General features: G+C 65.1%; 14 protein-coding genes. 10 read left to right on the top strand and 4 right to left on the bottom strand.

Annotated features, from left to right (window positions below; all coding sequences use genetic code 11):
• Positions 1-3 precede the first annotated feature (3 nt).
• The 8 genes from rplO (at position 4) to rplQ (ending at position 4916) form a co-directional block, all read left to right on the top strand.
• Positions 4-438, top strand: coding sequence for a 50S ribosomal protein L15 (gene rplO / locus H3H45_RS14950; protein ID WP_160082916.1), 435 nt, complete (start codon positions 4-6; stop codon positions 436-438).
• On the top strand, positions 439-1767 hold the full coding sequence (gene secY / locus H3H45_RS14945; protein ID WP_182834519.1) for a preprotein translocase subunit SecY: 1329 nt from the start codon (positions 439-441) through the stop codon (positions 1765-1767).
• A gap of 31 nt (positions 1768-1798) precedes the next feature.
• Positions 1799-1915, top strand: coding sequence for a 50S ribosomal protein L36 (gene rpmJ, locus H3H45_RS14940; RefSeq protein ID WP_002555468.1), 117 nt, complete (start codon positions 1799-1801; stop codon positions 1913-1915).
• A gap of 133 nt (positions 1916-2048) precedes the next feature.
• Positions 2049-2405: a 30S ribosomal protein S13 gene (gene rpsM / locus H3H45_RS14935; protein ID WP_068829029.1), complete on the top strand. Its 357-nt coding sequence runs from the start codon at positions 2049-2051 to the stop codon at positions 2403-2405.
• Positions 2406-2435: 30 nt separating this feature from the next.
• A complete protein-coding gene (gene rpsK, locus H3H45_RS14930; RefSeq protein ID WP_068829030.1) occupies positions 2436-2825 on the top strand; it encodes a 30S ribosomal protein S11 in 390 nt (129 codons plus the stop codon).
• 16 nt (positions 2826-2841) lie between these two features.
• Positions 2842-3462: a 30S ribosomal protein S4 gene (rpsD, locus tag H3H45_RS14925; protein WP_173203058.1), complete on the top strand. Its 621-nt coding sequence runs from the start codon at positions 2842-2844 to the stop codon at positions 3460-3462.
• 22 nt (positions 3463-3484) lie between these two features.
• Positions 3485-4486 (top strand): DNA-directed RNA polymerase subunit alpha, encoded by a 1002-nt coding sequence (locus H3H45_RS14920; protein ID WP_173203060.1) that lies wholly within the window; start codon positions 3485-3487, stop codon positions 4484-4486.
• 43 nt (positions 4487-4529) lie between these two features.
• Positions 4530-4916, top strand: a complete 387-nt coding sequence (gene rplQ / locus H3H45_RS14915; protein WP_160347644.1) for a 50S ribosomal protein L17 — start codon at positions 4530-4532, stop codon at positions 4914-4916.
• Positions 4917-5088: 172 nt separating this feature from the next.
• Here the strand turns inward: rplQ and uvrA are convergent, their stop codons facing one another.
• A complete protein-coding gene (gene uvrA / locus H3H45_RS14910) occupies positions 5089-7923 on the bottom strand; it encodes an excinuclease ABC subunit UvrA (protein WP_182834518.1) in 2835 nt (944 codons plus the stop codon).
• Positions 7924-8056: 133 nt separating this feature from the next.
• On the opposite strand from uvrA, the gene H3H45_RS14905 reads away from it, so the two are divergent.
• Both H3H45_RS14905 and H3H45_RS14900 read left to right on the top strand, forming a co-directional pair.
• Positions 8057-9451 (top strand): MFS transporter, encoded by a 1395-nt coding sequence (locus H3H45_RS14905; RefSeq protein WP_182834517.1) that lies wholly within the window; start codon positions 8057-8059, stop codon positions 9449-9451.
• 10 nt (positions 9452-9461) lie between these two features.
• A complete protein-coding gene (locus H3H45_RS14900) occupies positions 9462-9965 on the top strand; it encodes a single-stranded DNA-binding protein (RefSeq protein ID WP_173203066.1) in 504 nt (167 codons plus the stop codon).
• Positions 9966-10089: 124 nt separating this feature from the next.
• Here the strand turns inward: H3H45_RS14900 and H3H45_RS14895 are convergent, their stop codons facing one another.
• The 3 genes from H3H45_RS14895 to H3H45_RS14885 all read right to left on the bottom strand — a co-directional run bounded on the left by H3H45_RS14895 (position 10090) and on the right by H3H45_RS14885 (position 19225).
• Positions 10090-10278 (bottom strand): hypothetical protein, encoded by a 189-nt coding sequence (locus H3H45_RS14895; RefSeq protein WP_182834516.1) that lies wholly within the window; start codon positions 10276-10278, stop codon positions 10090-10092.
• A gap of 37 nt (positions 10279-10315) precedes the next feature.
• Positions 10316-10531 (bottom strand): CsbD family protein, encoded by a 216-nt coding sequence (locus H3H45_RS14890; protein ID WP_182834515.1) that lies wholly within the window; start codon positions 10529-10531, stop codon positions 10316-10318.
• Positions 10532-10609: 78 nt separating this feature from the next.
• A complete protein-coding gene (locus tag H3H45_RS14885; RefSeq protein ID WP_182834514.1) occupies positions 10610-19225 on the bottom strand; it encodes a GH36-type glycosyl hydrolase domain-containing protein in 8616 nt (2871 codons plus the stop codon).
• Between the last annotated feature and the right edge of the window lie 190 nt (positions 19226-19415).

Raw genomic sequence — 19415 nt, 5'->3', positions numbered from 1 at the left:
TCGATGAAACTCAATGATCTGAGTCCTGCGCCGGGTTCCCGTCGCGAGAAGCATCGTCCGGGTCGTGGTATCGGTAGTGGTTTGGGCAAGACCGGTGGCCGCGGCCACAAAGGTCAAACCTCCCGCTCCGGTGGCACCATCGCTCCGGGCTTCGAGGGTGGTCAACAGCCGTTGCACCGTCGTCTGCCGAAGTTCGGCTTCGTTTCCCTGAAAGCCATGGATCGCGCCGAAGTGCGTACCTCCGAGCTGGCCAAGGTGGAAGGCGACGTCGTTACCGTGCAGTCGCTGAAGGATGCCAACCTGATTAACCAAAACGTACGGCGTGTGAAAGTCATGCTGTCCGGCGAGGTTACTCGTGCGGTTACCCTGAAAGGTATCGCTGCCACCAAAGGTGCGCGTGCGGCTATCGAAGCAGCTGGCGGCAAGTTCGAGGACTAAATGGCTAAGCAAGGTGCTCTCTCAGCGCTCAGCAATGGCGGGTTGTCCGAGCTGTGGGCTCGGCTGCGTTTTCTGTTCCTGGCGATCATCGTCTATCGGATCGGTGCGCACATTCCGGTGCCCGGAATAAACCCTGACCGGCTGGCCGAACTGTTTCGACAGAATGAGGGGACCATTCTTAGCCTGTTCAACATGTTTTCCGGCGGCGCGCTGGAGCGGATGAGCATCTTTGCACTGGGGATCATGCCGTACATTTCGGCATCGATCATCATGCAGCTGATGACCGTTGTCAGCCCGCAGCTGGAGCAGTTGAAGAAGGAAGGGGAAGCTGGCCGTCGCAAGATCAGCCAGTACACCCGCTACGGCACTTTGATCCTGGCCATCGTTCAGGCTGTCGGCATGTCCGTCGGCCTGGCGAGCCAGGGTGTAGCGTTTTCGACTGATTTCGGCTTCCACTTCGTGGCGGTGACGACCTTTGTGTCGGGCGCCATGTTCATGATGTGGCTGGGCGAGCAAATCACCGAGCGCGGTGTCGGCAACGGTATCTCGATGCTGATTTTTGCTGGCATCGTGGCCGGCTTGCCGTCGGCAATCGGGCAGTCTTTCGAGTCTGCTCGTCAGGGCGATATCAATATCTTTGCCCTGATTGCCATCGGTCTGTTGGCGGTAGCGATCATCGGTTTCGTGGTGTTCATTGAGCGTGGTCAGCGTCGCATTGCGGTGCACTACGCCAAGCGTCAGCAGGGCCGCAAGGTCTTCGCTGCGCAGACCAGCCACCTGCCCCTGAAGGTGAACATGGCGGGCGTTATCCCGGCCATTTTTGCCAGCAGTATCCTGCTGTTCCCGGCTTCGCTGGGTTCCTGGTTTGGTCAGTCCGAAGGTCTGGGCTGGCTGCAGGATATTTCGCAGGCGATCGCTCCCGGTCAGCCGTTGAACATTCTGCTGTTTAGTGCAGGGATCATTTTCTTCTGCTTCTTCTATACGGCGCTGATGTTCAACCCGAAAGACGTAGCGGAAAACCTGAAGAAGTCCGGTGCCTTTATTCCGGGTATCCGTCCGGGTGAGCAATCTGCACGCTATATCGATGGTGTGCTGACCCGCTTGACCATGTTCGGTGCTCTGTACATGACGGCTGTTTGCCTGCTGCCCCAGTTTCTGGTGGTTGCAGCCAACGTACCGTTCTACCTTGGCGGGACCTCGTTGCTGATCGTGGTCGTGGTTGTGATGGACTTTATGTCTCAAGTGCAATCTCACCTCGTTTCGCACCAGTACGAATCCCTGATGAAGAAAGCCAACCTGAAGGGTTATGGCGGCGGAATGCTCCGCTGACATCGCGTCCGTAAGGTTCTAGGAGTTACTGATGAAAGTTCGTGCATCGGTCAAGAAGCTGTGCCGTAACTGCAAGATCATCCGCCGCGAAGGTGTTGTTCGCGTGATCTGCAGCGCGGAGCCGCGTCACAAGCAGCGCCAAGGCTGAGTGTGATTTACGCGTAATGAGCCCGGCAGCTAGTGCGCTGCCGGGTTGATTCTTTGTTATTACAGCGCTAATATCGCGCGCCCTATTTCTTGGCTTCCAGGGCGTGGGTAGCTGTCAATTGGAGTTCCACTGAATGGCCCGTATTGCAGGCGTCAACATTCCGGATAACAAGCACACTGTTATCTCGCTGACCTACATCTACGGTGTTGGTCGGACTACTGCTCAGAAAATCTGTGCAGTGACCGGTGTCAACCCGGCGGTAAAGATCAAAGATCTCTCTGACGAGCAGATCGAGCAGCTGCGTGGCGAAGTCGCCAAGTTCACCACTGAAGGTGACCTGCGCCGCGAAATCAACATGAAAATCAAGCGTCTGATGGACCTGGGCTGCTACCGCGGTCTGCGCCATCGCCGTGGCCTTCCGGTCCGCGGTCAGCGCACCAAGACCAACGCGCGTACCCGTAAGGGCCCGCGTAAGCCGATCCGCAAGTAATTGCGCCCGCGAATCGACAGGAAATAAGTCATGGCTAAGCCTGCTGCTCGTACTCGTAAGAAAGTCAAAAAGACAGTGGTTGATGGGATCGCCCACATTCACGCGTCTTTCAACAACACCATCGTGACCATTACCGACCGTCAAGGTAACGCCCTGTCCTGGGCTACCTCCGGTGGTTCCGGTTTCCGCGGCTCTCGTAAATCCACTCCGTTCGCTGCCCAGGTGGCTGCTGAGCGTGCTGGTCAAGCAGCCCTGGAATACGGCCTGAAAAACCTCGACGTCAACGTCAAGGGTCCAGGTCCAGGTCGCGAATCCGCTGTCCGTGCATTGAACGGCTGTGGCTACAAAATCGCCAGCATCACCGACGTGACGCCAATCCCGCATAACGGGTGCCGTCCGCCGAAGAAGCGTCGCGTGTAATAGGAGACAGTGAAGAATGGCTCGTTACATTGGTCCCAAATGCAAACTGTCTCGTCGTGAAGGCACTGATCTCTTCCTGAAGAGTGGTGTGCGCGCGCTTGAATCGAAATGCAACATCGAATCGGCTCCTGGCCAGCACGGCGCTCGCCGTGGTCGTCAGTCCGACTACGGTACCCAGCTGCGTGAGAAGCAGAAAGTTCGCCGTATCTACGGTGTGCTCGAGCGTCAGTTCAGCAGCTACTACAAACTGGCTGCCAGCCGTAAAGGCGCTACCGGCGAAAACCTCCTGCAACTGCTGGAGTGCCGTCTGGATAACGTGATTTACCGTATGGGCTTTGGTGCTACCCGTGCCGAATCCCGTCAGCTGGTATCGCACAAAGCGATCACCGTGAACGGTTCGACCGTGAACGTCCCGTCCTACCAGGTTAAAGCTGGTGACGTCGTGGCAGTTCGCGAAAAGGCGAAGAACCAGCTGCGCATCGTGCAAGCTCTCGAGCTTTGCGCCCAGCGCGGTCGCGTTGAGTGGGTAGACGTAGACACTGAGAAGAAATCGGGCGTGTTCAAAAGCGTTCCGGCTCGCAGTGATCTGTCCGCCGACATCAACGAAAGCCTGATTGTCGAGCTCTACTCCAAGTAAGGGCTAGAAAATAGGTGCATCCATGCAGATTTCGGTAAATGAGTTCCTGACCCCCCGTCATATCGACGTTCAGGTGGTCAGTTCGACCCGCGCCAAGATCACTCTCGAGCCTCTCGAGCGTGGCTTTGGCCACACCCTGGGCAACGCGCTGCGTCGCATCCTGTTGTCCTCCATGCCTGGCTGTGCAGTAGTCGAGGCCGAGATTGACGGTGTACTCCACGAGTACAGCGCCATCGAAGGTGTTCAGGAAGATGTCATTGAGATCCTCCTGAACCTGAAAGGTTTGGCTATCAAGCTGCACGGTCGTGACGAAGTCACCCTGACTCTGGCCAAAAAGGGCTCGGGTGTGGTCACTGCTGCCGATATTCAGCTGGATCACGATGTCGAGATCGTCAACGGCGATCACGTTATCGCCAACCTGGCGGACAACGGTGCTCTGAACATGCGTCTCACCGTGCGTCGTGGCCGTGGCTACGAGCCGGCTGATTCGCGTCAGAGCGATGAAGACGAAAGCCGTAGCATCGGCCGTCTGCAGCTGGACTCCTCGTTCAGCCCGGTCCGTCGTGTGGCTTACGTGGTTGAAAACGCCCGCGTCGAGCAGCGTACCAACCTGGATAAACTGGTCATTGACCTGGAAACCAACGGTACTCTGGATCCGGAAGAGGCTATCCGTCGTGCTGCGACCATCCTGCAACAGCAGCTGGCCGCGTTCGTCGACCTCAAAGGTGACAGCGAGCCGGTCGTGGTTGAGCAGGAAGACGAGATCGATCCGATCCTGCTGCGTCCGGTTGACGACCTTGAACTGACCGTTCGTTCGGCCAACTGCCTCAAGGCGGAGAACATTTACTACATCGGCGACCTGATCCAGCGTACCGAAGTAGAGCTGTTGAAAACTCCGAACCTGGGCAAGAAGTCGCTCACCGAGATTAAGGACGTACTGGCCTCCCGTGGCCTGTCCCTCGGCATGCGTCTCGACAACTGGCCGCCGGCAAGCCTGAAAAAAGACGATAAGGCGACTGCCTGATCGTCACGATCACCGAACTTGAAGTTTGGTAAGGAATTGAACCATGCGTCATCGTAAAAGTGGCCGTCACCTCAGCCGCACCAGCGCCCACCGCAAGGCCATGTTCCAGAACATGGCGGTTTCGCTGTTCGAGCACGAGCTGATCAAAACTACTCTGCCGAAAGCCAAAGAACTGCGCCGCGTTGCCGAGCCGCTGATCACTCTGGCTAAAGAAGACAGCGTTGCTAACCGTCGTCTGGCTTTCGACCGTACTCGTTCGAAAGCTATCGTTGGCAAACTGTTCAACGATCTGGGCAAGCGCTACGCCACCCGTCAGGGCGGTTACCTGCGTATCCTCAAGTGCGGTTTCCGCGCTGGCGACAATGCTCCGATGGCTTATGTTGAACTGGTTGACCGTCCGGTCGCTGGTGCAGCAGTAGACGCCGAGTAAGACCTAACGGTCTGCGAAGAACCGGGCCTAGTGCCCGGTTTTTTGTGTATGCAGAAAAGGCATGTGCAGGCGTGATTCGCGGGCAGCCGTTCTGGCGAGCACCTGCGCTAAGCGGCGGATATCACGCATAAAAAAGGCCGGGCAATGCCCGGCCTTTTGCTGCACGGCCGGTTTAGCCCCGATCACGCTCCAGCAGCGGCTTGAGGAAGTGCCCGGTATGCGACTGCGGCATCGCGGCGACTTCTTCCGGGGTGCCGGTGGCGATGACCATGCCGCCCTTGGAGCCGCCCTCGGGGCCGAGGTCGACCAGCCAGTCGGCGGTCTTGATCACGTCCAGGTTGTGCTCGATCACCACCACGGTGTTGCCGTGGTCGCGCAGGCGGTGCAGTACGTCGAGCAGTTGCTGAATATCGGCGAAGTGCAGGCCGGTGGTCGGCTCGTCGAGGATGTACAGGGTCTTGCCGGTGTCGCGCTTGGACAGCTCGCGGCTCAGCTTGACCCGCTGCGCCTCGCCGCCGGACAGGGTGGTCGCCGACTGGCCGAGCTTGATGTAGGACAGGCCAACATCCATCAGCGTCTGCAGCTTGCGCGCCAGCGCCGGCACCGCGTCGAAGAACTCGCGGGCTTCCTCGATGGTCATCTCCAGCACCTCGTGGATGCTCTTGCCCTTGTACTTGATTTCCAGGGTTTCGCGGTTGTAGCGCTTGCTCTTGCACACGTCGCACGGCACGTAGATGTCCGGCAGAAAATGCATCTCCACCTTGATCAGGCCGTCGCCCTGGCAGGCTTCGCAGCGCCCGCCTTTGACGTTGAAGGAGAAGCGCCCGGCGCCATAACCGCGCGAGCGCGATTCCGGCACGCCGGCGAACAGCTCGCGGATCGGCGTGAACAGGCCGGTGTAGGTCGCCGGGTTGGAGCGCGGCGTGCGGCCGATCGGGCTCTGGTCGATGTCGACCACCTTGTCCAGGTGCTGCAGGCCGTCGATGCTGTCGTGGGCGGCGGCTTCCAGGGTGGTGGCGCCATTCAGCGCGGTGGCCGCCAGGGGGAACAGGGTGTTGTTGATCAGCGTCGACTTGCCCGAGCCGGACACCCCGGTGACGCAGGTGAGCAGGCCGAGCGGGATTTCCAGGTCGACGTTGCGTAGGTTGTTGCCGCGCGCGCCCTTGATCTTCAGCGCCAGCTTCTTGTTGCGCGGGGTGCGCTGCGCCGGATAGCGGATCTTCACCCGTCCCGACAGGTACTTGCCGGTCAGCGAGTCCGGGTGGGCCATGACTTCGGCCGCCGTACCTTCGGCCACGATGCGCCCGCCATGCACGCCGGCACCCGGGCCGATATCCACCACGTAGTCGGCCATGCGGATGGCGTCCTCGTCGTGCTCGACCACGATCACCGTGTTGCCGATGTCGCGCAGGTGACGCAGGGTGCCGAGCAGGCGCTCGTTGTCGCGCTGGTGCAGACCGATGGAAGGCTCGTCGAGGATGTACATCACCCCGACCAGGCCGGCGCCGATCTGGCTGGCCAGGCGGATGCGCTGGGCCTCGCCGCCGGACAGGGTGTCGGCGCTGCGGTCCAGGGTCAGGTAGTCGAGGCCGACGTTGACCAGGAACTGCAGGCGCTCGCGGATTTCCTTGAGGATCTTGTCGGCGATCTCGCCGCGCCGGCCGGTCAGCGCCAGGCTACCGAAGTAGTCGGCGGCATCGCCGATCGGCAGGCCAGTGACGGCGGGCAGGGTGCGCTCGCCGACCCATACGTGGCGTGCCTCACGGCGCAGGCGGGTGCCGCGGCAGTCCTGGCAGGCCTGGGTGCTGAGGAACTTGGCCAGCTCCTCGCGCACGGTGGTCGATTCGGTCTCGCGGTAGCGGCGCTCCAGGTTCGGCACTATGCCTTCGAAGGGGTGCGCGCGCTTGACGATGTCGCCACGATCGTTGAGGTAGCGGAACTCGACGTTGTCCTTGCCGCTGCCATGCAGGATGGCCTGGCGGTCTTCCTGGCTGAGTTCCTCGAACGGCACTTCCAGGCTGAAGCCATAGTGCGCGGCCAGCGAGCCGAGCATCTGGAAATAGTAGACGTTACGCCGGTCCCAGCCGCGGATCGCGCCTTCGGCCAGGGTCAACTCGCTGTTGACCAGGCGACGGGTGTCGAAGAACTGTTTAACACCCAGGCCATCGCAGGTCGGGCAGGCGCCCGCCGGGTTGTTGAAGGAGAACAGCTTGGGTTCCAGCTCGCTGATCGAGTGGCCGCACACCGGGCAGGCGAAGCGCGCGGAGAAGATGATTTCCTCGCCCGGCTCTTCATCCATCGGTGCCACCAGGGCCAGACCGTCAGCCAGCTTCAGTGCGGTCTCGAAGGATTCGGCCAGGCGCTGCTGCAGGTCCTCGCGCACCTTGAAGCGGTCGACCACCACATCGATGGAGTGCTTCTTCTGCTTGTCCAGCTTGGGCAGCTCGTCCAGTTCATACAGCTTGCCGTTGACCCGCGCGCGGACGAAGCCCTGGGCGCGCAATTCCTCGAACACCGACAGGTGCTCGCCCTTGCGCTCGCGGATCACCGGGGCCAGCAGCATCAGCTTGCTGCCCTCCGGCAGGGCCAGCACCTGGTCGACCATCTGGCTGACGGTCTGTGCTTCCAGCGGCAGGTCGTGGTCCGGGCAGCGCGGAATACCGACGCGGGCGTAGAGCAGGCGCAGGTAGTCGTAGATCTCGGTGATGGTGCCGACGGTGGAGCGCGGGTTGTGCGAAGTGGATTTCTGTTCGATGGAGATCGCCGGCGACAGGCCTTCGATGGTGTCGACGTCGGGCTTTTCCATCATCGACAGGAACTGCCGGGCGTAGGCCGACAGCGATTCGACGTAGCGGCGCTGACCCTCGGCGTAGAGCGTGTCGAAGGCCAGCGACGACTTGCCGGAACCGGACAGGCCGGTGATCACGATCAGCTTGTCGCGCGGCAGGGTCAGGTCGATGTTTTTCAGGTTATGGGTACGCGCCCCACGAATCAGAATCTTATCCACGAACAGCAGCCTCGTTTGGCGCCTGGAAACCGCCAAGTATACGGCTCCGTAGCACCTAGCGGCAAAGCGTCACGCCTGTGCCGCACGGCTTGCGGCTGATAGAATCGCCGCCTCGTTTTCATGGGGTTTATCGATGCACGATCCGCACAGCGAGCGCATGAGCGCCGGCGAGACTCGCGCGGCTAGCGGCCTGGCCCTGGTATTCGCCTTCCGCATGCTGGGCATGTTCATGGTGTTGCCGGTGCTGGCCACCTATGGCATGGACCTGGAAGGTGCCACGCCGCTGCTGATCGGCCTGGCCATCGGTGCCTACGGCCTGACCCAGGCGCTGCTGCAGATTCCCTTCGGCATCCTCTCCGATCGCATCGGCCGTCTGCCGGTGATCTACGTCGGCTTGCTGATCTTCGCTGCCGGCGCAGCCCTGGCCGCCACCGCCGATTCCATCTGGGGGGTGATTGCCGGCCGCGTGCTGCAGGGCGCGGGGGCGATTTCTGCGGCGGTGATGGCGCTGCTCTCCGACCTCACCCGCGAACAACACCGCACCAAGGCCATGGCCATGATCGGCATGAGTATCGGTCTGTCGTTCGCCGTGGCCATGGTCACCGGCCCGCTGCTGACCCGCGCCTACGGCCTGTCCGGGCTGTTCTGGGTCACCGCCGGCATGGCCCTGCTCGGCATCCTGATCGTCGCAGGGATGGTCCCGCGTGCTTCCAGCACCCTGCAGCACCGCGAGTCCGGGGTGGCCAAGCAGGCGCTTTGGCCGACCCTGCGCAACCCCGATCTGCTGCGTCTGGACCTGGGCATCTTCGTCCTCCACGCCATCCTCATGGCCAGCTTCATCGCCTTGCCGCTGGCGCTGGTGGAGCAGGGCGGGCTGGCCAAGGAAGAGCACTGGTGGGTCTACCTCAGTGCGCTGCTGATCGGCTTCTTCGGCATGGTGCCGTTCATCATCTACGCCGAGAAGAAGCGCCAGATGAAGCGCGTGCTGACCGGCGCAGTGTTGGTGCTGCTGCTCTGCGAGCTGTTCTTCTGGCTGTGCGGCACCAGCCTGCGCCTGCTGGTGCTGGGCATCATCCTGTTCTTCACCGCCTTCAACCTGCTTGAGGCGTCGCTGCCGTCGCTGATCAGCAAGGTCTCGCCGGCGGGCGGCAAGGGCACGGCGATGGGCGTGTACTCCACCAGTCAGTTCCTCGGCGCGGCGCTGGGCGGCATCCTCGGTGGCTGGCTGTACCAGATCGGCGGTCTCGGTGCAGTGTTCGTCGGATGTGCGCTGCTGGCTCTTTTCTGGGTTTTTATAGCTGCTACTATGCGCGAGCCGCCTTACGTGACCAGTCTGCGCCGGCCGCTGAGTACCGCGGCCCTGGCCGATACCGGACTGGTGGGGCGCCTGCTGGCCATCCCCGGCGTGAGTGACGCCGTGGTTGTCGCCGAGGAAGCGGCCCTGTACATCAAAGTGGACACCCAACAATTGGATCGTGCGTTGTTCGAGCGGGAGCTCGAAGAGGCGCCGGTTACGCATTCAGCTTAGGAGAACGAAAATGGCCCGTGGGGTAAACAAAGTCATTCTGATCGGTAACGTCGGCGGCGATCCGGAAACCCGTTATCTGCCCAATGGCAACGCGGTGACCAACATCACCCTGGCCACCACCGACAGCTGGAAGGACAAGCAGACCGGTCAGCAGCAGGATCGCACCGAATGGCACCGCATCGTGTTCTTCGGCAAGCTCGCCGAGATCGCCGGTGAGTACCTGCGCAAGGGCGGCCAGTGCTACATCGAAGGTCGTCTGCAAACCCGCGAGTGGGAGAAGGACGGCGTCAAGCGCTACACCACCGAGATCGTGGTCGACATGAACGGCACCCTGCAGCTGCTCGGCGGCCGTGGTGGCAACAGCGAAGGTGGCGGTGAATACGCCCCGCGTCAGCAGCAGTCGCGTCCGGCTCCGCAGCAGTCCGCCCCGCAGCAGCGCCCGGCGCCGCAGCCAGCCGCTCAGCAGCAGCCGGCTCCGGACTACGACAGCTTCGACGACGACATCCCGTTCTAATAACCTGCCTGTGATCTGCTGGCTCTAGCTCGCGAGATCATCAACAGGTTCTAAGCATGTCGCGTCAGATAAACCCGGCACTCCCCAGGAGTGCCGGGTTTTTTATTGCCTGCACGAAATAGGCTTACTGCAGCACGGATTTCAGGCTGATCAGGTCGTGGCCGGCGTCGAACAGGCTCTGATAACGGTGCAGGCTCATGGTCGAGGCGTGCACATTCATCACCGTATCGCTGTCGCTGGGCGGGCTGCTGCGCTGGATGATGCGAATGATGTTGCCGGAACAGCGGGCGACGACGAAGTAGGGGAAGAACATGGGGGCTCCAGGGAAGGTTGTGCCCTCCTGTCTGTCATTAAGTGGTGCGGTGCCGCTCGAAGAAACTGATCACCTGCTTCTCGGCTTCGCGCTCGGTCATGTCGTAGCGTTGCTGCACCAGGGTTGTGAGTTTCTGCGCATCGCCCCCGGACTTGATCAGTTCGTCCAGAATCAGGTCATCCCAGACGATCTGGGCGAGGCCGGCCAGTTGCCGCCATTTGCCCTTGATCACATCGGCGAGTTCTCGGCTCATCTTGTTTCTCCTGATTGATGCTGTGTCGACCATGGCAGAACGCCGTGTGCACCGTCGGTGCGCTATGCCCCATAGGCGCTAGCGCACCAGGTCGAGTGGTGTGTCGGCCGGCTGGGCGCAGTACAGCACCTCGACCCGGTGCGGGTTGCCGTCGTCGAGCAGGGCGATGTCGTGGCCATCCAGTCGTACGCCGTCCAGGTGCACCGAGCTGACCCCGCTGGCCGTCTGGCGCACCTCGATGTGATAGCGGCTGCCGCCCAGTTGATAGTCGAGGCTGAAGCCCGGCCAGTCGGTGGGCAGCACCGGCTGGAGGCGCAGGCTGTTGCCGTGGCGCTGCACGCCGAGCAGCGACTCGACGACCAGGCGGTACATCCAGCCCGCCGCGCCGGTGTACCAGCTCCAGCCGCCGCGCCCGGCATGCGGGGCCACGCCATAGACATCGGCGGCCAGCACATAGGGCTCGGCCTTGTAGCGGGCGATGCCGGCCGCGCTGTCGCCATGGCTGACCGGGTTGAGCATGCGCAGCATCTGCCAGGCCCGTCGACTGTCGCCCAGCGCGGCGAAGGCCATGCTCGCCCACACGGCGGCGTGGGTGTATTGCCCGCCGTTCTCGCGCACGCCCGGCACATAGCCCTTGATGTAGCCGGGGTCGAGCAGGCCTGTGTCGAAGGGTGGATCGAGCAGTTGCAGCAGGCCGACATCGCGGCGCAGCAGGTGCTGTTCGAGGGCTTCCATGGCACTGAGCTGATGCTCGTGGCTGGCGGCGCCGGAAAGCACCGCCCAGCTCTGGGCGATGGCGTCGATGCGGCATTCGTCGTTGCTCGCCGAGCCCAGTGGCGTGCCGTCGTCGAAGTAGGCGCGGCGGTACCAGGCGCCGTCCCAGCCGTGCAGGTCGAGGTTGCTGCGCAGGCTGGCCGCCTGTTGCAGGCAGTGCCGGGAAAAGTCGCCATCGCCCTGCTGGCGGGCGATCACGGCAAACTGGCTGAACACCTGATGGCTGAAGAAGCCCAGCCACACGCTTTCACCGTGGCCCTGCTCGCCGACCCGGTTCATGCCGTCGTTCCAGTCGCCGGAGCCGATCAGCGGCAGGCCGTGGGCGCCGCGTGGCAGGCTGTAGTCGAGCGCGCGCCGGCAGTGCTGGTAGAGGCTTTCTACCAGCGGCGAGCGACTGGGTAGGTCGTAATAGGACTCTTCGCCGGGGTTGCGTGGGCGGCCTTCGAGGTAGCCGACCGACTCGTCCAGCACGCTGCGGTCGCCGGTCAGCTGCACATAGCGGCTGGTGGCCAGCGGCAGCCACAGGTAGTCGTCCGAGCAGCCGGTGCGCACGCCGCGATCCAGTGGCGGATGCCACCAGTGCTGCACATCGCCCTCGACGAACTGGTGCGCGGCGCACAGCAGCAGATGGCGGCGCGCCGCCGCCGGGTCGGCATGCAGCATGGCCATGCTGTCCTGCAGTTGGTCACGGAAACCATAGGCGCCACCGGACTGGTAGAAGCCGCTGCGGGCCCAGAAGCGACAGGCGATCACCTGGTACATCAGCCAGCCGTTGACCAGCACGTCGATGTCCGGCTCCGGAGTGCGGATCTGCACCGCGCCGAGGGTCGTGTGCCAGTAGGCCTGCACCGCGGCCAGTGCGCCGGCCGCCGCGCTGCTGCCGCGCAGGCGCTGGAGCAACCGGCTGGCGGCGGCAGCGTTGTGCTCCGCGCCGAGGCGGAAGATCACTTCATGGCTGTCGCCAGCTGCCAGCTCGAAACCGACTTGCAGCGCCGCGCAGGGGTCGAGACCACTGCCGGTGCGGCCCGACAGGCGCACCTGGGCCAGCGCCGCCGGTGCCTGCAGGGTGCCGTTGCGGCCGATGAATTCGCTGCGGTCGGCGGTGACGCTGCGCACCGGCGCGTCCACATCGAAGAACGCCACCCGCCCGGGGAACTCGATGGAGTAGGCGTTGCGGGCCAGCAGCGCGCCACTCTGCGGGTCGGCCTCGCTGACCACATGCATGGCGGTTTTTTGCCGCAGGTCGCCGAGCACCCAGGCCACATAGCCGGTGGCCGACAGCCGCCGCGCGCGGCCCGAATGATTGGTCACCTTGAGGCGGGAGAACTTGATCGGCGCGTCCAGCGCCACGTACACCCACAGCTCGCTATGGATGCCGTCCTCGTCGTGCTCGAAGACGCTGTAGCCGAAGCCGTGGCGGGTCACGTAGCCACCGCTGCCGGGGCGTGGCAGCGGGGTTGGCGACCAGTAGTGGCCGCTTTCCTCGTCGCGCAGGTACAGCGCCTCGTCGCTGGCATAGCCGACCGGGTCGTTGTGCCAGGGCGTCAGGCGGAACTCGTGGGCATTTTCGCTCCAGGTGTAGGCGCCGCCGCTTTCCGACAGCACCGTGCCGAACTGCGGATTGGCCAGCACATTGACCCAGGGCGCCGGGGTGCTCTGCCCCGGCGCCAGGCGGATCACATATTCGCGGCCATCGCTGCTGAACGCACCGAGCGGCTGATCCGGCGCGGCTGCGATGGGCGGCAGGCTGCTCGGCGGCGAGCGCAGCAGGCGCGGCTCGAAGCGCGGCAAGGGTGCCTCGGCGCGGCGCCGATGCACCTGCTCGGCCAGGCCGCCACGGCTGTCGCTGAGCACCAGGCGCGCCACCGCTAGCATCAGCAGGCGGTCTTCACTGGACAGCTGCTGCGCCGGGCGCACGAAGATGCCGCCGGGACGGTCGAGCAGGTGGGCTTCGCTGCTCGAGGTGACGATGGCCAGGATCAGGTCCTGCAGGTGCTGGCGGTAGCCGGCCTGGTCTTCGTTCCAGATCACCAGATCGAGCACCAGGCCCTTCTGCCGCCAGTAGGCGTGGGCCTGCACCAGCTGGCGCACCAGCTCGATATTGCCGGGGTCGGCGATCTGCAGCAGGACGATCGGCAGGTCGCCGGAAATCGCCTGGCCCCACAGGCCCGACTGGCTGCGTCGGTTGGCGCTGAGCACGCCGGATTCGGCGCGCAGCGAGGCGTTGACGTAGAGGATCGCCGCGGCCATCTGCTCGAACAGGCGGGCGTCGGCCGGCGTCGCATTGAGCTGGCGCAGCAGCACCTGGCTGTGGGTCCAGGCCAGGTCGAACACGCGGTCGGCCAGGTGGCGGTCGCGGTACTTGTCGATCAGCTGCAGGCAGGCCTCGCGGCTCTGGCTGAGGCCGGTAACCAGGTCGATAGTAGCGGTCTGCCCCGGTTCCAGGCTGATGCGGCAGCGGATCGCCACGATCGGGTCGAGGACCGAACCGCAGCTGCCGCTGAGTGCCTCACAGGCCGGGTCGAGCGCCGCCGGGTTGGCCACGCTGCGCCCGCGGCCGAGAAAACGCACGCGCTCGGTCTCGTAGGAAATCGCCTGGATATCCGCGCCATGAGCGGCCAACAGGTGGCACATCCAGGGCACGCTTTCCTCGCTGGCGCGTGGCCGCCGGGTGCAGATAATGGCCTGCAGCGCGGGCAGCAGCTCGCTCTGCACGAACAGGTTGCTGAAGGCCGGGTGCAGGGCGTCGCTGATCGGCGTGGCCAGCACCACTTCGGCGTAACTGGTCAGCTCGATGCTGCGGCGCACGCGGGCGCGGTTGGTGATGTGCAGGCGGCGCAGCTCGATGTCGTCTTCCGGCGAGACGACGATCTCGCTGTGGCAGTCGTAGCCGCGCTCGCGCACGCGGAATTCGGCGCGGGCATCGGTGAAGATCGCCTCGTAGCTCTCGGTGCGCTGCAGCGTCGGCTGGTGCGCGCTGGACCAGTAGGCGCCGCTGGCGACATCGCGCAGGTAGCAGAACTGGCCCCAGTTGTCGCAGGTGATGTCCTCCTGCCAGCGGGTCACGGCCAGCTCGTTGCAGCGGCTGTAGCCGCCGCCGGCGCTGCTCAGCATGACGTGGTAGCGGCCGTTGGACAGCAGCTGCACGGCGGGGCGTTTGCGCTCCGGGTCGCTGTACACGCGCAGCTTGGTTTCGCTGACCCGTGCCGCCGTGTCGGCGACCGAGGCATTGGCCGCGTGCAGGTACTGCGCGGCGCTTTTCGGCACGCGCTCCTGCAGCAGCAGGGCGGTGGCCTGGAACTGCGGGTCCGACTCGAAACGCCGCTGCATCGGCCGCTCCAGCAGCAGGGCGGTCAGCGCCAGCAGGCTCATGCCCTGGTGGTGGGCCATGAACGAACGGATGACCGCCGCGCTCTGCCCACGGGGCAGGCGGCTGCTGGTGAAGTCGATCGCCTCATGCAGGCCGAAGCGTCCGGCCAGGCCCATGCCCGCCAGGCGCTGGAGGTTCTTGCAGGCGGCGTCGGGCACCAGCATCAGCGCCAGGGCCGTGGCATAGGGCGCCACCACGCTGTCTTCGCCGAGGCCGCGCTTGAGCCCCAGGCCCGGCACACCGAAGGCGCGGTACTGGTAATTGCCCTGGGCGTCCTGGGTGTTGTAGCCCGACTCGGACACGCCCCAGGGCAGGCCGAGCTGGTTGCCGTATTCGATCTGCCGGGCCACCGCGGCGCGGCAGGTCTGTTCCAGCAAGGTGCCGGCATAGCTGGGCATCACCAGCAGCGGCATCAGGTATTCGAACATCGAACCGGACCAGGACAGCAGCACCGGCACCCCGGCATTGCTGGTGAGCAGCCGACCGAGGGTGAACCAGCCTTCCTGGGGCAACTGGCCCTGGGCGATCACCACGAAGTTGGTCAGGCGTGCCTCGGAGGCCAGCAGGTCGTAGCAGGCCTCGTCCAGGCGCTGCTCGTCGGCGTTGTAGCCGATGGCGAAGAGGTTGCGCTGCGGGTCGTAGAGGAAGGTGAAGTCCATGTCGGCCAGGTCTTCGACCAACTCGGCCAGGCGCGCCAGCTGGGCCAGGCGTGCGCCGGCGGCATTGCGCACGGCGCTGACCCGGGCCTGGGCGGCGAGCGGCCATTGGCTGGCATCCAGCTCGGCCAGTTGGCGCCAGGTACTGATCGGCGCGGCGCTGCTGCTGGCCGGCAGCTGGCAGGCCAGCAGCTCGTGCAGCAGATCCTGGCAGTGCGCCTGCAGGGCACTGAGCCAGAACTGCGCGTCGCTGCCCGCGGGCAGGTTGAGTGCGGCGCTCAGGGCGTCTGCTTGCTGGCTGAGGCTGTGCAGGCGCAGCAGGGCGGCGTCGACGCTGGCCGGTGGTTTGGCGAGGGCGGCATCCAGCTCGCTCTGCAATTCCTGCAGCGGCGCTGTTTCCAACGCGGCGGCGGCCAGGGCGTCGCGCAGGGCGGCCAGGCTATCGGCCAGGCCGTCGAACTGGCGCGGCTGCAGCAGCGGCGCATCGGCCAGGGCCAGCAGGCCGGGACGCAGGGTCAGCAGCAGGCCGGCCAGGTTGCCGCTGTCCACCGTGGAGATGTAGTGCGGCGGCAGCGGCTGCAGGCTCTGCGTGTCGTACCAGTTGAAGAAGTGCCGGCGGTGGCGCTGCAGACGGGCCATGCTGGTCAGCGACTGGTCGAGGCGTTCCAGCAGGCGGCCGCTGCTGAGGTAGCCGAAGTCGTGGGCCGCCAGGTGCGAGAGCAGGGCCATGCCCATATTGGTCGGCGAGGTGCGATGGGCGACCACCAGGTCGGGGGCTTGCTGGATATTGTCCGGCGGCAGCCAGTTGTCCGCCGGGCCGACATGCTCGTCGAAGAATGCCCAGGTCTGGCGCGCCAGCACGCGCAGGAAGCGCAGCTCCTCGGCGGTCGGGGTGAACGGACGCTGGGTGGTCGCACGGCTCAGCCACCAGGCAATTCCCGGCGCGGCCAGCCAGGCCAGTAGGAAGGGGCCGGCCAGACCCAGCACCTCCGGTCGCGCCAGCAGCAGGCCCGCGCCGACCAGCACGGCCAGCAGCGGTGCGACGGCCATCTGCCGATACAGCCCCGGCAGCTCGTTGCGGCTGCTGCGCTCGACTTCCCGCGAGGGGTTCCACTGCAGCAGGCGGCGCTTGCTGACCAGCATGCGCCACAGGGTGCGGGCGATGGCGTCGAGGCTGCACAGCGCCTCGTAGGGCAGCCAGACCAACGCCAGCAGGGCACGGGCCAGGTGCAGGCCGGTGCTGCGCAGGGTGGCGCTGAGGTGCTGGTGCAGGGGCATGTCGTGTGCCTTGCGCAGCAGATCCTGGAGCGAGGCGAGCAGCGGCTGGGTGAGCACCAGGGCCAGCACCGCCAGGGTCCAGGGCAGCGGCTCGGCCACCGCGAACCAGCCCCACAGCAACATCGTCAGGAAGGCCAGCGGCTCCAGGCTGCGGCGCAGGTTGTCGAAGATCTTCCAGCGCGCCAGGGCGCTGAGGCGGTTGCGTTCCCGCGCGCCACAGGCGGTCGGCGTCCACGGCAGCAGCCAGGGCAGCAACTGCCAGTCGCCGCGAATCCAGCGATGGCGGCGCTTGGCGTCGGCGCTGTAGCGCGCCGGGTGTTCCTCGTACAGCTGCACATCGCTGAGCAGGCCGCAGCGCGCGTAGCAGCCCTCGATCAGGTCGTGGCTGAGGATGCGGTTGTCCGGCAGACAGTCGCTGAGGGCGAACTCGAAGGCATCCACCGCGTAGATGCCCTTGCCGATGAACGAGCCGTGCTGGAACAGATCCTGGTACACGTCGGACACGGCGCGGGTGTAGGGATCAATCCCGGCGTCGCTGCCAAACAGCTGGGCGTAGGCCGAGCGCGCGCTGCTCGGCAGGCTGATGCCGACCCGCGGCTGAAGGATTGCGTAGCCGGCGCTGATGCGCCGTTGCACGGGGTCGTACTGCGCGCGGTTGAGCGGGTGGGCCATGGCGCCGATGAACTGGCGGGCAACATCGCGCGGCAACTGGGTGTCGGTGTCCAGGGTGATCACATAGGTCACCGGTGGCAGCGCCGCGATGGCGCCGACGATCAGGCTGAAGCGCTCCTGGCCACGGCCGCGCAGCAGCGCATTGAGTTCGGCGATCTTGCCGCGCTTGCGTTCATGGCCCATCCAGCGCTGCTCGGCGGGGTTCCAGCGGCGCGGCCGGTGCAGCAGGAAGAAGCGCTCGCCATCGCTGCTCGGGTATTTCTGGTTCAGCGCCTCGACCAGCTGGCGGGCCAGTTGCAGCTGCTCGGTGTCCTGCGGCAGTTCGGCGCTGGCGGCGTCGAGGAAGTCGGTGAGCAGGGCGAAATGCAGGTTGCCGTCGCGGTTGGCGAGAAAGCGCACTTCCAGGCCTTCGACCAGTTCCTCGATGTCGCTGCTGCTGCCGATCAGGCTGGGCACCACCACCAGGGTGCGCGCCTGGGCCGGGATGCTGTCGCTGTAGTCCAGGCGCGGCAGGATGTCCGGGGCGACGGTCAGGGTCACCAGCCAGTTGACCAGGCCTATGGCCAAGCGGCTGCTTGTGATCAGGGCAGGCAGGGCGAGCAATGCCAGCAGGTAGCCTGGCGCGCCGCCGCGTTGCAGCAGCGCGAGAAACGGCCAGGTGAACAGCAGGGTAAGCAGCAGCACCGGGCCGAGGAACACCGTCAGCGGGGTGCGGCGCAGCAGGCGCTGCCAGGCATCGGCCGGCGGCACGCGGGCAGCCAGGCCGCGTTCCAGCTCGGCGCGGCCCAGGCCGATCAGGTAGTAGCCGACATGTGCAGTGACGGCCGTGGCGTCGCCTGCGGCCGCGCCAACCGCCAAGGCAATCGCGGCGCGCGCCACGTCTTCCTCGCTGTGCGGGCAGTGGCGCGCCACGCGCTCGACGGCATGGCGGTAGTGGTCGCGGGTGGCGAAATCCATCTGCACGTAGACCTGTACCGGGTCCTCGCGCAGCACCTGTTCGACGCGGCTGAGGCTCTCGACGAAGCTCTGCCAGTCGCTGGCCGTGAGCAGGCGCAGGCTGGCGATGCTGTTGCTGATGGAGACCTGTTCGGCGGCCTGCTGCTGGGCATCCAGTTGCACCAGGCGCTCGATGCTCTGCCCGGACTCGCCGAGCAGCTGTTCGATCCAGGTCAGCGGCAGGATCAGCGCCGCGTTCTGCCCCTGCAGGCGGCGCGCCAGTTCGGCGACGAACGAACTGCTCATCGGCGGTGCGGAGCGGGCCATGTCGGCCACCGCGAGGACGATGCTCTTGGCGTCGCGCTCGGCGGTTTCGGTGAGCTGGTCGGCCCACTCGTTGGCCAGGGTGCGGTCGTTCCAGTTGGCCATGACGCGCGCGGCCACGCGGCGCAGGTTCTCGATCAGCGCCAGGCGCAACATGATCGGGATCGCCCACAGCTCGCCGAGGGTCAGCGGCACGCAGCTCTGGTAGGCCTCGACGAAGCGGCTCAGGCTCTCGCAGTCGACCCGCCCGTCGCCATGGGAAATGGTGTCCAGGGCGATGTCGTAGACCCGCGGCAAACCGGCCGAGGGGCCGTTGGCCAGGCGCGGCAGTTCGCGGCTGTAGCCCTTGGGCAAGTGCTTCTGCGCGGTGCGGATCTGTTCTTCGATCAGGTAGAAGTTGTCCAGCAGCCACTCTGCCGCTGGCGTGGCCCGGCGCACGGCGGGTGCCACGCTGCTCAGGGTGGCGCAACTGCTGGCCAGGGTGGCGCTGTTGTCGGCCAGGCGCTGCAGCAGCGAGTCACTGGCCGAGCCGGGGCTCAGGCGATGTTGCTGGGCCAGGTGGATACCGTGGCTGGCCATCTGTTCGGCGCTGAACAGTTCAGCGCGCAGGACCGGTTCATACTCGAATGGCGGCGGCGGTTTGCGCCATAGGCGGCTCAGGGTGCGGGTCCATTGACTGTCCATGGTGTCCTTGGCAGGGCGCGACGACGGCTTGCGGCTGACGCAGGCAGCGGCGACGCGGGGGAAGACGCCAGCGCAGGGCTGGTACGGCGTTGCTCTGATGAGTCTGCGTGGCGCGGCGGGTGTGGGTCTGTCCGTTAGCGCACATAGCACCGGGTGCGACGCTGTGTCCTCCTGCGCTGTACGGTCTTCT

This window comes from Aquipseudomonas guryensis (assembly GCF_014164785.1).
Lineage (GTDB): Bacteria > Pseudomonadota > Gammaproteobacteria > Pseudomonadales > Pseudomonadaceae > Aquipseudomonas > Aquipseudomonas guryensis.
This window is presented reverse-complemented; position numbering and strand designations above follow the sequence as displayed.